We start from the raw sequence: 11,468 nt of genomic DNA, 5'->3' as shown, positions 1-11,468 counted from the left end.
CCGGTCCGTAGGTACGTCGCTCTGCAGCGCCCCCGCGCAGGACGCAGCGCTCGCCGGGTCGGCTCATCGCTCGGCCTGGCCCTTGACCCAGTCGGCGTAGTGGATGTGACCCAGCTGGGCCTCGCCCTCGGGGACCAGGCTGCCCTCGAGCAGTTCCGAGCCGAAGTACGTCGCGTGCTCGTCGGCGACCACCTCGCGCGCGTCACCGGCCAGCGACAGCGCCTCGCGGACGAACTCGTCCATCCGGACCTGGTCCGGACCGGCGATCTCCGTCCGGCCGTTCAGCGGCGTACCGACAGCGACCTTGGCGACCGCGTCGGCCACGTCGTCGCCGGCCATCGGCTGGTACTTCACCGGCGCGATCCGCACCTGCGACCCGGTAGTCGCCGCGTCGGCGATACCGATCGTGAACTCGAAGAACTGGGTCGCGTGCACCAGCGAGAACGGCACGCCGGAGCTGGTGATCAGGTTCTCCTGCGCGATCTTGGCCGCGAAGTACCCGTTGTCCGGCAGCCGCTCGGTGCCGACGATCGACAGCGCGACGTGGTGCCCGACGCCGGCCTTCCGCTCCGCGGCCAGCACGTTCGTGGTCGAGGTGGTGAAGAACTCCAGCACCGCGGCCGGCTCGAACGACGGCGAGTTCGACACGTCGACGACCACGTCCGCGCCGGTCAGCACCTCGTCCAGGCCCTCGCCGGTGAGCGTGTTGACCCCCGTGTTCGGCGCGGCCGCGACCGCGTCGTGCCCGTGCGCGGCGAAGCGGCGGATCAGCTTGGACCCGATCAGCCCGGTGCCGCCGATGACGACGATCTTCATGTCCGTCTCCTGTTGGTCGCGGGGGCCTGGTGCCGCCCGGTCACCAGCAAAGACAGGACAGCTGGGTCGCCTGTGACCGATCGGGGGAAGGTTTCTCGAGCGACCTCGGTCACAGACCGGGCCGCTGATTGCTCCGTACGCCGGGGTGCTGGTTGCTGTGGTTTCAGGAGGCGGCGTCGTCGCCCGGGACGACCAGGCCGCACTCGTAGGCGAACACCACCGCCTGGACGCGGTCGCGCAGGCCGAGCTTGAGCAGGACGCGGGAGACGTGGGTCTTGACCGTGGCCTCGCCGACGAACAGCTGGCCGGCGATCTCGGTGTTGGTCAGGCCGCGGGCGATCAGGCCGAGCACCTCGCGCTCGCGGTCGGTCAGGTCGGCGACCAGGTCCGGCCGGTAGACGCGCTCGCCGCCGCCGGAGAACCGCTTGATCACCCGGCGGGTGACCTCCGGGGCGAGCAGGGCGTGGCCGGAGTGGACGACCTGGATCGCCTCGACCAGGTCCTCGGGGGCGGTGTTCTTGAGCAGGAACCCGCTGGCGCCCGCGCCGAGCGACTCGAACAGGTAGTCGTCGCGGTCGAAGGTGGTCAGGATGACGACCTTGCCGGCGTCGGCGGCGACGATCCGCTGGGTGGCGGCGATGCCGTCGAGGCCGGGCATCTGGACGTCCATCAGTACGACGTCCGGGCGCAGCTCGAGCGCGAGCTCGACGGCCTTCTCCCCGTCGGAGGCCTCGCCGACGACCTCGATGTCGGCCTCGACCGACAGGATCATCCGGAAACCCGCGCGGACCAGGTCCTGGTCGTCGACGAGCAGCACCCGCATCGGCGCGGCGGTCCCGGTCTCACTCACTGAGCTGCTCCTTCACGGTCTTGCACGGAATGGTCAGTCTCCCCTGCCCCCGGGTCGAGGGAAGGGGAGACGGCCTCCGGGACGGCGCCGCCCGGGCTCGTCGCTGACGCGACCTCGGCGCCGCCGCCCGGGCCAGGCGGGCTCTCCGGGCTGACCAGCCCGGCCGGGAGCGTGCGCTCGCCGACCGCCGAACCATCCGCACCGCCCGGGCGGGCCGCTCCGGCCGTGCCCTCGTCGCCTGCCGAACCATCCGCACCGCCCGGCGCCGCCACCAGGGGAATCCTCGCCCGGACCCGGAACCCACCCACCGGGCGCGGCCCGATCTCGGACTCCCCGCCCAGGAGCGCGACCCGTTCCCGGACGCCGACGTGGCCGAGGCGGGAACCGACCGGTGCGTGCTTGGGTCGGCCGTCGTCGATCACCTCGACCTCGATCGCGTCCTTCAGGTACCGCAGCGTCACGTGGGCGGACCGCGCGGTCGAGTGCCGCCGGACGTTGGTGAGCGCCTCCTGGGCGATCCGGTAGACCGACACCGAGATCGTCTCCGGTACCTTCACCGGCTGCCCGATCTGGTGGAACCCGACCTCCAGTCCCTCCACGCTCGCCTCGACGACCAGTGCCGGCAGCCGGTCCGCGCCCGCCTGCGGCGCCTTCCCGACCGGTACGCCGAGCTCGGCGTCGTCGAGATCCGGATCGGCCGCGCGCAGCATCCCGAGCAGCTGACGCATCTCGTTGACCGCCGTCCGGCTGGAGTTCTCGATCACGCTCAGCGCGTTCTTGGCCGCGTCCGGGTCCTTGTCCATCACCCGCCGCGCCCCGCCGGCCTGGATCCCGATGCTGCTGATGTGGTGCGCGACCACGTCGTGCAGCTCGCGGGAGATCCGCAACCGCTCGTCGATCACCGCGCGCCGGGCGTTGGCCTGCTGCTGCGCGGCGAGCTCGGCGGCCTGCTGCTGCAGCTCGTGCCGCTGCCGGGCCACACCCCACGACGTACGGCCCCAGAAGTACGCGCCGAAGAAGTAGAGGACGTTGATCGCGAGCGTGATGACGACGCCCGAGACGTACGGCCCGAGCAGCGTGTCGTTGGCGCCCTTGAACTCGTCGGTGCGCAGCGCCCGGACGAACCCGAGCGCCAGCCACCCGAACATCCCCGCCAGGACGAGCGCCACCGAGACCTTCATCAGGCGCCGGTCCCGCGACCACGCGACCGCCGCGTAGATCGCCATGAACGCGGTCGCCTGGGTGACGACGTTGCTGGTGAAGGCGAACGTCGCCCGCTCCCCCATCACCACGAACAGCACCGACACGACCACCAGGACCGGGATCGGCCAGCGCCGGCGGAAGCACAGCGCCAGGGGCCCGGCCGCGCTCAGCACGTACGGCTCGATCCCGCCGATGCCCAGATCGGCCGGCATCGGCGACATGCCCCGGGCCAGCTCGGTCCCGATCACGCCCGCGAGCGCCAGCACCAGGCCCAGCAGTACGTCGTACCGCTGCTCCTTGGCGGTCGGAGCGGGCCGGACCCAGCCCTGGACGGTCGTCCCGGTCTTCGGCGGCGTGCCGGGCTCGGAACGCACCGGCTGAGGACTTGACATAAGTCACCAGCCTACGGGTGGGAAGGCCCTGACACCCCCGGCGTACTCTGGGGGGCGTGACGATCGCCCCAGAAGGACGCAAGATGCTCAGGCTCGAGGTGCGCAACGCGGAGACCCCGATCGAGCGCAAACCCGAGTGGATCAAGACGCGCGCCAAGATGGGCCCGGAGTACCAGAAGCTGCAGGCGCTGGTGAAGTCCGAGGAGCTCCACACGGTGTGTCAGGAGGCCGGCTGCCCGAACATCTTCGAGTGCTGGGAAGACCGTGAGGCCACCTTCCTGATCGGTGGGGACCAGTGCACCCGGCGCTGCGACTTCTGCCAGATCGACACCGGCAAACCGCAGGAGCTGGACCGCGACGAGCCCCGCCGCGTGGCCGAGTCCGTCGTCAAGATGGGCCTGCGGTACGCGACGGTGACCGGTGTCGCGCGCGACGACCTCGACGACGGCGGAGCTTGGCTGTACGCCGAGACGATCCGCCAGATCCACGCGCTGAACCCGGGCACCGGCGTCGAGATGCTCGCCCCCGACTTCAACGCGGTCCCGGAGCAGCTGGCCGAGGTCTTCTCGTCGCGGCCGGAGGTGTTCGCGCACAACGTCGAGACGGTGCCGCGGATCTTCCGCCGGATCCGCCCGGGCTTCCGGTACGAGCGCTCGCTCGACGTCATCACCCAGGCCCGCGACTACGGCCTGGTCACCAAGTCGAACCTGATCCTCGGCATGGGCGAGACCCGCGAGGAGGTCAGCCAGGCGCTGACCGACCTGCACGGGGCCGGCTGCGAGATCATCACCATCACCCAGTACCTGCGCCCGTCGGTGCGGCACCACCCGGTCGAGCGGTGGGTCCGGCCGGAGGAGTTCGTCGAGCTGCAGGCCGAAGGCGAGCAGATCGGGTTCGCCGGAGTTCTGTCCGGCCCGCTCGTCCGTTCGTCGTACCGGGCCGGACGCCTGTACCGTCAGGCGGTGGAGTCGCGGATGACCTCCGCCACCCGGGATGCTTAGCACGACCCCGTCGAGCGAGAGATTGACAAGGTAGAGATGGCCAAGAACGACGCGTCCGCCGAGAAGACCAGCCGGCTGAAGCAGATCCGGTCGGCGTACCAGCTGACCAAGAAGTCCGACCCGTGGATCGGGCTGCTGCTCGCCGGGATCTTTCTCGGCGTGGTCGCCGTGTTCGTCGCGCTCGGCCTCCTGGTCGGCCCGCCGCTGATCTGGATCCCGCTCGGTGTCGCGCTCGGCTTCCTGGCCGCCACGATCGTCTTCGGCCGCCGGGTCGAGAAGGCGGCGTACAGCCAGATCGAGGGCCAGGCCGGTGCGGCCGCCTCGGCGCTGCAGACGCTGCGTCGCGGCTGGAACGTGTCGCCCGCCGTCGCGGTCACCAAGAACGCCGACATCGTGCACCGCGTCGTCGGCCGGCCGGGCATCGTCCTGGTCGGCGAGGGACAGGCCAGCCGGGTCAAGAACCTGCTCACCGCCGAGCAGAAGAAGCACAGCCGGGTCGCCGGCGGCGCGCCGGTGATCACGGTGATGGCCGGCAGCGGCGAGGGCGAGATCGACATCCGCAAGCTGACCAAGCACGTGATGAAGCTCCCGCAGGCGCTGCAGCCGTCCGAGATCACCGACCTGCTGCAGCGGCTGAAGGCGCTGGACGCCGTCCGCCCGCAGGTCCCGATGCCGAAGGGGCCGGTCCCGACCAGCCTCAAGGGCGCCCGCCAGGCGATGAAGGGCCGCTGACCCGGCTCTGACGACTGCCACGTCACAAGTACCGGCCACCTGATAGGTGGCCGGTACTTGTTGATTTCGGGCCTACTCGTTCGTCAGGTCATCATCCAACCTGGTGAACAAGGAGGTTCCCGATGACCGTCGACGACGTGTTCCCGATCCTGACCAGCGCCGACCTGTCCCGGCTGCTGCCGTTCTACACCGACGTCCTCGGTGGCGAGCTGGTGTACCAGTTCCCGCCCGAGGGCCCACCGGCGTACGTGAGCGTGCAGTTCGGCAAGGCCTCGGTCGGCCTCGGCCACGACCCCGACTTCGTCCGTACGCCGGGCCGCCCGCCGATCGCCCTCTGGCTCTACACCGACGACCTCGACGGCCTCGTCGCGGCGATCCGGGAGGCCGGCGGGCCGATCACCCAGGAGCCGACCGACCAGCCGTGGGGCGAGCGGGAGGCCCGGGCCGAGGACCCGGACGGCAACCACCTGTATCTGGGGCAACGCGCTGGGTAGATCGGCGTGGCGCTGGTCTGGGCCGGAATCCCGTGGGTAACCGATGGGCGTTGACGCCGTTTGTCTTGGGTGAGGACAATCCTGTGCCTGGTGTCGCACCATCCGTGCGCCGATCGACCGTAGAGTGCGCCAGGACGGATCTAGGGGCGAGGACGGGAAATGACCGATGTGATGCCGGCGGTGCACCAGCCGGAGGCCACGACCTGGCCGAGCCTGGTGGCACCCCGTTCGAACCCGGTCCGCCGGGCCGGCGCGCTGGCGGCGATCCGGATCATCGCCAAGGACCTGCCCGCCTCGATCGCGATCGACAACCGGCGGTACGGGCTGGGCGGGCCGGCGATGCGCGTGCACCGCAGCGGCCCGTTCCTGGACCGGCTCGGCCAGGACGCGGGCTCCGGGTTCGGCGAGGCCTTCCTGGCCGGCGACTGGGACCCGGAGCCGGGCACCGACCTGGCCGACCTGCTGGTCCCGTTCGCCCAGCGGTTCAGCAACGAGGAGACCCGGCACCTGCTGCCGAAGTGGGCCCAGTCGCTGCGCTGGCTGGTGACCAAGTCCCAGCCCGGTGAGCAGGAGAACGACCGGGCCGGCGCCCGGGAGAACATCAGCCGGCACTACGACCTGAGCAACGCGATGTTCTCGGAGTTCCTCGATCCGACGCTGACCTACTCGGCGGCGTACTTCGGTACGGCGGACCCGCTGGCCGATCTCGGCACCGCGTCGTACGACGAACTGACGCCCGCCCAGCTGCACAAGCTCGACGCGATCCTCGACGCGGCCGGGGTCCGGTCGGGCTCCCGGGTGCTCGACATCGGCTGCGGCTGGGCCAGTCTGGCGATCCGCGCGGCCCAGCGCGGCGCCTGGGTCACCGCGATCACCATCGCCTCCCAGCAGGCCCTGCTCGCCCAGCGCCGGATCGCCGACGCCGGTGTGAGCGACCGGGTCCAGGTCGCGCTGCGGGACTACCGCGACCAGATCGGCGAGTTCGACGCCGTCCTGAGCGTGGAGATGATCGAGGCGGTCGGCGAGAAGTACTGGCCGGTCTACTTCGACGCGATCGAACGGCGGCTCGCGCCGGACGGCGTCGCCGTCGTCCAGGCGATCGTGATGCCGCACGAGCGGATGCTGGCCACCCGCAACACCTTCACCTGGGTGCAGAAGTACATCTTCCCGGGCGGGCTGATCCCGTCGGTGAAGGTGATCAAGGAGGTCACCAACCAGCACACCGGGCTGCACGCGCAGGTGCTGCGCTCACTCGGCCCGGACTACGCGCGGACCCTGCGGATCTGGCGCAACCGCTTCGTCGACCAGTGGCCGAGCATCTCCGCCCTCGGCTTCGACGACACGTTCGGGCGGATGTGGGAGTTCTACCTGGCCTACTCCGAGGCGGGCTTCCGCTCGGGGTACCTGGACGACGTGCAACTGCTGCTGACCCGCCGTTAGACGTTGTGCAGGTCGACGATCGCGCGACCGTTGCCGACGTACTCGACCCGGAGGGTGAGGCCCGGCCCGTCCTGCGAGCGCGGGACCGGCTGGGAACCGCCGAACGTACCGCTCATGCCGCCGCCACCGAAGGTGACCGGCGCGCCCGGGCCGAGCTGACCGCTGCCGCCGCCGAACTGGCCGCTCAGCTCGAAGTGCGCGAACTTGTCGATCTTGGTGATCACCAGCTTGCCGCCGCGGAACTTGATCGTCGTCCGGCCGGACACCTGGACCTGGCAGTCGGCGTCGCGGCAGGCGGCCAGGTTGGTGCCGTCCTTCGCCTTCGGCGGCGCCACGGGCTTGGGTTTCGGCTTCGGCGTGGGAGTCGGCGTCGGGCTCGGGGTGTCGCTCGGCGTCGGTGACGAGGCCGACGTACTCGGCGCTGTCGCGCTCGGGCCTGATGCACTCGGCGCACCGGAGTCGTCTCCGGAGCCGCAGGCGGTCAGGAGCAGAGCAACAGCCAGCGTGGCGGTGATCACCTTCATGGTTGCCATCCTGCCGTAACCTGGCGCGGCCTCGACCGGGCTGGCAGCTTGCGGTCAGCGCCGTACGACGATCGTGCCCGCGGCGCGGTCGTGCAGGCCGCGGCGGTCGCGGTCGTACACGACGGCGGGCAGCACCAGGCAGATCAGGAACGCGCGGATCACCCCGGCGAGCAGGCCGGGCTGCGCCGTGTACCCCGGGCCGCTCACGCCGGCCCGGACCACCCGCAGACCGCAGATCCGGTGGCCGAGCGTGAAGCCCGCGAGCCCGGCCAGCACGGCCGACATCGCGAAGAACGTGACCAGTTGGGCGGTGTTGTAATCGTTGCCACCGGCCCATATCGGCTTGCCGGTGATCGCCGAGGCGATCAGCCCGGCGAGCAGCCAGTCGATCAGCAGCGCGAGCAGCCGGCGGCCCCAGCCGGTGACCGAGCCCGGGCCGTCCTCGGGCAGGCCGAGACGGTTGCCCGGATAACGGAACTCTTCGGCGGGTCCTGTCCCCGGCTGTGCGGATGATGCCATAGTGGCTAGCCTACGGAGGGGCGCGGCAGATCTCACCTGCCTCCCCCACCTCGCCAGTGGGTCAGCGCGGACACGCTGGGCTTAACATCCGCGAAACATCTGCGTCACGGCCGAGTAATTGGCAGGGCCTACGTTCAGGTGAATCTCTGAGCCACCCCGAGGAGTATGTATGTTTTCCAGCGCTGAGGAGCTGCTCGCCTACGTCAAGGACGAGGGCGTCGCATTCATCGACGTCCGGTTCTGCGACCTGCCGGGCATCATGCAGCACTTCACCGTCCCGGTGTCGTCGTTCGGTCCCGAGGTCTTCGAGGACGGCCTGCAGTTCGACGGTTCGTCGATCCGCGGCTTCCAGCAGATCCACGAGTCGGACATGTCGCTGCTGCCCGACCCGACGACCGCGTACCTGGACCCGTTCCGCAAGGACAAGACGCTGGTCATCAACTTCTTCGTGCACGACCCGCTGACCGGTGAGGCGTACTCGCGCGACCCGCGCAACATCGCCCGCAAGGCGCAGGAGTACCTGAAGTCGACCGGGATCGCCGACACCGCGTTCTTCGCGCCCGAGGCGGAGTTCTACGTCTTCGACGACGTCCGCTTCGAGACCAAGGCGAACGAGGGCTACTACCACATCGACTCCGTGGCCGGCGCCTGGAACACCGGCCGGGTCGAGGAGGGCGGTAACCGCGGGTACAAGGTCCGCTACAAGGGTGGGTACTTCCCCGCGCCGCCGGTCGACCACTTCGCCGACCTGCGCAACGACATCACCAAGCACCTCGAGGACTCCGGGCTGATCGTCGAGCGCGCCCACCACGAGGTCGGCACCGCGGGCCAGGCGGAGATCAACTACCGCTTCAGCGAGCTGCTGAACGCCGCCGACGACGTGATGAAGTTCAAGTACATCGTCAAGAACACCGCGTGGGACGCCGGCAAGACCGCGACCTTCATGCCGAAGCCGATCTTCGGCGACAACGGCTCGGGCATGCACTGCCACCAGTCGCTGTGGGCCAACGGCGACCCGCTGTTCTACGACGAGTCCGGGTACGGCGGCCTGTCCGACACCGCCCGCTGGTACATCGGCGGCCTGCTCAAGCACGCCCCGTCGCTGCTGGCCTTCACCAACCCGACGGTGAACTCCTACCACCGCCTGGTCCCCGGCTTCGAGGCCCCGGTCAACCTGGTCTACTCCCAGCGCAACCGCTCGGCCTGCATCCGGATCCCGATCACCGGCTCGAACCCGAAGGCCAAGCGCATCGAGTTCCGCTGCCCCGACCCGTCGGCCAACCCGTACCTGGCCTTCGCGGCCCAGCTGCTGGCCGGCATCGACGGCATCCGCAACAAGATCGAGCCGGCCGACCCGATCGACAAGGACCTCTACGAGCTCCCGCCCGAGGAGCACGCGTCGGTCAACCAGGTCCCCACCTCCCTGCCGGCCGTGATCGACGCCCTCGAGGCCGACCACGAGTTCCTGCTCGAGGGTGACGTCTTCACCGCCGACCTGATCGAGACCTGGATCGACTTCAAGCGCGAGAACGAGATCGCCCCGATCCAGCTCCGCCCCCACCCCCACGAGTTCGAGCTGTACTACGACGTGTGATCCGTAGCCGTCACCACCTCGGGCCCACCCGCTTCGCGCGGGTGGGCCCGAGGTTTTTCGCAGAGTTTCCTGTACGGCGTACCGACGCCACCGCGCGGCGGGTGGCCGGTTCACAGAGATCTCCCAGGAACTCTCAGCAGTCGGTCAGGGGCGCGGGTCAGGCTGCGGGGATGACGACGATCGAAGTACGTGGGTTGACCAAGACGTACGGGCCGGACCTGGTGGTGGACGACCTGTCGTTCACCGTCGAGCCCGGGCACGTGACCGGGTTCCTCGGGCCGAACGGTGCCGGGAAGTCCACGACGATGCGGATGATCCTGGGGCTGGCCGCGCCGACGAAGGGGTCGGTCCGGGTCGGTGGCCGCGAGTACGCGCGGTTACCGGTGCCGCTGACCGAGGTGGGCGCGTTGCTCGACGCCGCGGCGCTGCACCCGGCGCGCCGGGCCGACGACCACCTGCTCGCGATCGCGCAGAGCAACGGCATCGGGCGCCGCCGGGTGGCCGAGGTCCTGACCATGGTCGGGCTGGACAAGATCGGTCGCCGCCGGGCCGGCGGCTTCTCGCTCGGCATGCGGCAGCGGCTCGGCATCGCGGCGGCGTTGCTCGGCGACCCGCGGATCCTGATCTTCGACGAGCCGGTCAACGGGCTCGACCCGGAGGGCATCCGGTGGATCCGCGACTTCATGCGCAAGCTGGCGGCCGACGGCCGCTCGGTGCTGTGCTCGAGCCACCTGATGAGCGAGATGGCCGTCACCGCCGACCACCTGGTGGTGATCGGCCGCGGCCGGCTGATCGCGGACACCAGCATGAGCGAGTTCACCCGCTCGCACGGCGACGGCACCGTGCTGGTCCGGGCCCAGGTCGCCGACGAGCTCGCCCGGCACCTGACCGCCGCAGGCGGCGTCGTACGGGGTGGGCCGGAGCGTTCGCTGATCGTCACCGGGCTCGACTCCACCGAGATCGGGCGGCTCGCCGCGGTGCACGGCGTCGCGTTGTCCGAGTTGACTCCGCGGACGCCGTCGCTCGAGGACGTGTTCATGGAACTGACCCAGGACAGCGTCGAGTACGCCGGAGCCGCCGTATGAGCGCCGTCGCGGCCGTCCGGTCCCAGCTGCGGTTCGTCGACCTGCTGCGCTCGGAGTGGACGAAGCTGCGCAGCCTGCCCTCGGTCTGGTGGACGCTGCTGGCGATGGTGGTGTTCAGCACGGCCATCACCCTGCTCGTCTGCGGTGGCGACCAGGGCAGGTACAGCGCATTGAGTCCCGGCGACCAGCTGGCCTGGGATCCGACCGCTCTGTCGCTCAACAGCTTCTTCATGGCTCAGCTGTGCATCAGCGTGCTCGGCATCCTGGTCGTCACCTCGGAGTACGCGACCGGCACCATCCGTACGTCGCTGTCGGCGATGCCGCGTCGCGGATGGTTGCTGGCGGCAAAGACCTTGGTGTTCGCGGCCGTCGCTCTGCTGGCCGGTCAGCTGACGTCGTTCGTCGCCTTCCTCGCCGGTCAGGCGATGCTCGACCGTCACCACGGCTCTCCCACCGCGGCGCTGACCGATCCGGAAGTCCTCACGGCCGTCTCCGGTACCGGTCTGTATCTGGCCGCCGTCGGCCTGCTCGCGGTCGCGGTCGGAACTCTGACCCGGGCCACCGCGGGCGGTCTGGCCGTCCAGGTCGGGATCACGCTGCTCGTGCCGGCCTTCGGTGGCGCGCTTCCGTCCTGGGCGCAGCAGGCCTTCGCGTACTGGCCGTCGCTCGGCGGGCCGGAGATCCGGAGGCTGCTGCCGACTCCGGAGTACCCCGACGCGTGGACGAACCTGGCCGGGATGACCGCCGGGATCGCGGTGGTGCTGGTGGTGGCTTCGGTCGTCTTCCGGCGCCGCGAGGTCTGATGATCTTCGGTGCGG

12 protein-coding genes are annotated in these 11,468 nt (G+C 70.2%); 7 read left to right on the top strand and 5 right to left on the bottom strand.

All coding sequences use genetic code 11. The annotated features are described in order from the left end of the window. Positions 1 to 63 precede the first annotated feature (63 nt). The 3 genes from HDA39_RS03870 to HDA39_RS03860 all read right to left on the bottom strand — a co-directional run bounded on the left by HDA39_RS03870 (position 64) and on the right by HDA39_RS03860 (position 3,261). Entirely contained in the window at positions 64 to 816 is a 753-nt protein-coding gene (locus HDA39_RS03870) for an SDR family oxidoreductase (RefSeq protein ID WP_184793865.1), read from the bottom strand. Between the two features lie 163 nt (positions 817 to 979). After that, the gene (locus tag HDA39_RS03865; RefSeq protein WP_337925613.1) at positions 980 to 1,666 is read right to left on the bottom strand and encodes a response regulator transcription factor; all 687 of its coding nucleotides are present in this window, start codon (positions 1,664 to 1,666) and stop codon (positions 980 to 982) included. Next, on the bottom strand, positions 1,663 to 3,261 hold the full coding sequence (locus HDA39_RS03860; protein WP_184793864.1) for a sensor histidine kinase: 1,599 nt from the start codon (positions 3,259 to 3,261) through the stop codon (positions 1,663 to 1,665). The genes HDA39_RS03865 and HDA39_RS03860 overlap by 4 nt, the downstream gene beginning before the upstream one ends. 56 nt (positions 3,262 to 3,317) lie before the next feature. Here HDA39_RS03860 and lipA point away from each other — a divergent pair, with 56 nt between their 5' ends. From lipA to HDA39_RS03840, 4 genes are all read left to right on the top strand, one after another. Continuing rightward, entirely contained in the window at positions 3,318 to 4,262 is a 945-nt protein-coding gene (lipA, locus tag HDA39_RS03855) for a lipoyl synthase (RefSeq protein WP_460658506.1), read from the top strand. Between the two features lie 36 nt (positions 4,263 to 4,298). Further along, complete coding sequence (locus HDA39_RS03850) at positions 4,299 to 4,994, top strand: DUF4191 domain-containing protein (protein ID WP_184793863.1); 696 nt, start codon at positions 4,299 to 4,301, stop codon at positions 4,992 to 4,994. Positions 4,995 to 5,116: 122 nt separating this feature from the next. Next, positions 5,117 to 5,488 (top strand): VOC family protein, encoded by a 372-nt coding sequence (locus HDA39_RS03845; protein ID WP_184793862.1) that lies wholly within the window; start codon positions 5,117 to 5,119, stop codon positions 5,486 to 5,488. Between the two features lie 159 nt (positions 5,489 to 5,647). Then, the gene (locus tag HDA39_RS03840) at positions 5,648 to 6,928 is read left to right on the top strand and encodes an SAM-dependent methyltransferase (protein ID WP_184793861.1); all 1,281 of its coding nucleotides are present in this window, start codon (positions 5,648 to 5,650) and stop codon (positions 6,926 to 6,928) included. Here the strand turns inward: HDA39_RS03840 and HDA39_RS03835 are convergent. Together HDA39_RS03835 and HDA39_RS03830 are read right to left on the bottom strand one after the other, a co-directional pair. After that, entirely contained in the window at positions 6,925 to 7,452 is a 528-nt protein-coding gene (locus tag HDA39_RS03835; RefSeq protein WP_184793860.1) for a hypothetical protein, read from the bottom strand. The two genes, HDA39_RS03840 and HDA39_RS03835, sit on opposite strands and share 4 nt — an antisense overlap. Before the next feature lie 54 nt (positions 7,453 to 7,506). Then, positions 7,507 to 7,971, bottom strand: a complete 465-nt coding sequence (locus HDA39_RS03830; protein ID WP_184793859.1) for an RDD family protein — start codon at positions 7,969 to 7,971, stop codon at positions 7,507 to 7,509. Between the two features lie 169 nt (positions 7,972 to 8,140). Here HDA39_RS03830 and glnA point away from each other — a divergent pair, with 169 nt between their 5' ends. From glnA to HDA39_RS03815, 3 genes are all read left to right on the top strand, one after another. Continuing rightward, a complete protein-coding gene (gene glnA / locus HDA39_RS03825; RefSeq protein WP_184793858.1) occupies positions 8,141 to 9,565 on the top strand; it encodes a type I glutamate--ammonia ligase in 1,425 nt (474 codons plus the stop codon). Positions 9,566 to 9,735: 170 nt separating this feature from the next. After that, positions 9,736 to 10,650 (top strand): ABC transporter ATP-binding protein, encoded by a 915-nt coding sequence (locus HDA39_RS03820; RefSeq protein WP_184793857.1) that lies wholly within the window; start codon positions 9,736 to 9,738, stop codon positions 10,648 to 10,650. Next, positions 10,647 to 11,453, top strand: a complete 807-nt coding sequence (locus HDA39_RS03815) for an ABC transporter permease (protein WP_184793856.1) — start codon at positions 10,647 to 10,649, stop codon at positions 11,451 to 11,453. Before HDA39_RS03820 ends, HDA39_RS03815 begins: the two co-directional genes overlap by 4 nt. Positions 11,454 to 11,468 lie beyond the last annotated feature (15 nt).

Source organism: Kribbella italica, from assembly GCF_014205135.1.
Lineage (GTDB): Bacteria > Actinomycetota > Actinomycetes > Propionibacteriales > Kribbellaceae > Kribbella > Kribbella italica.
The sequence above is the reverse complement of the archived record's forward strand: the minus strand, read 5'-3'. Positions and strand labels throughout refer to the sequence as shown.

Bases quoted from the DNA above. Each gene is read 5' to 3' on its own strand.
- HDA39_RS03870 (WP_184793865.1), bottom strand. From the start codon at position 816: ATGAAGATCGTCGTCATCGGCGGCACCGGGCTGATCGGGTCCAAGCTG.
- HDA39_RS03860 (WP_184793864.1), bottom strand. From the start codon at position 3,261: ATGTCAAGTCCTCAGCCGGTGCGTTCCGAGCCCGGCACGCCGCCGAAG.
- HDA39_RS03850 (WP_184793863.1), top strand. From the start codon at position 4,299: ATGGCCAAGAACGACGCGTCCGCCGAGAAGACCAGCCGGCTGAAGCAG.
- HDA39_RS03845 (WP_184793862.1), top strand. From the start codon at position 5,117: ATGACCGTCGACGACGTGTTCCCGATCCTGACCAGCGCCGACCTGTCC.
- HDA39_RS03840 (WP_184793861.1), top strand. From the start codon at position 5,648: ATGACCGATGTGATGCCGGCGGTGCACCAGCCGGAGGCCACGACCTGG.
- HDA39_RS03835 (WP_184793860.1), bottom strand. From the start codon at position 7,452: ATGAAGGTGATCACCGCCACGCTGGCTGTTGCTCTGCTCCTGACCGCC.
- HDA39_RS03830 (WP_184793859.1), bottom strand. From the start codon at position 7,971: ATGGCATCATCCGCACAGCCGGGGACAGGACCCGCCGAAGAGTTCCGT.
- glnA (WP_184793858.1), top strand. From the start codon at position 8,141: ATGTTTTCCAGCGCTGAGGAGCTGCTCGCCTACGTCAAGGACGAGGGC.
- HDA39_RS03820 (WP_184793857.1), top strand. From the start codon at position 9,736: ATGACGACGATCGAAGTACGTGGGTTGACCAAGACGTACGGGCCGGAC.
- HDA39_RS03815 (WP_184793856.1), top strand. From the start codon at position 10,647: ATGAGCGCCGTCGCGGCCGTCCGGTCCCAGCTGCGGTTCGTCGACCTG.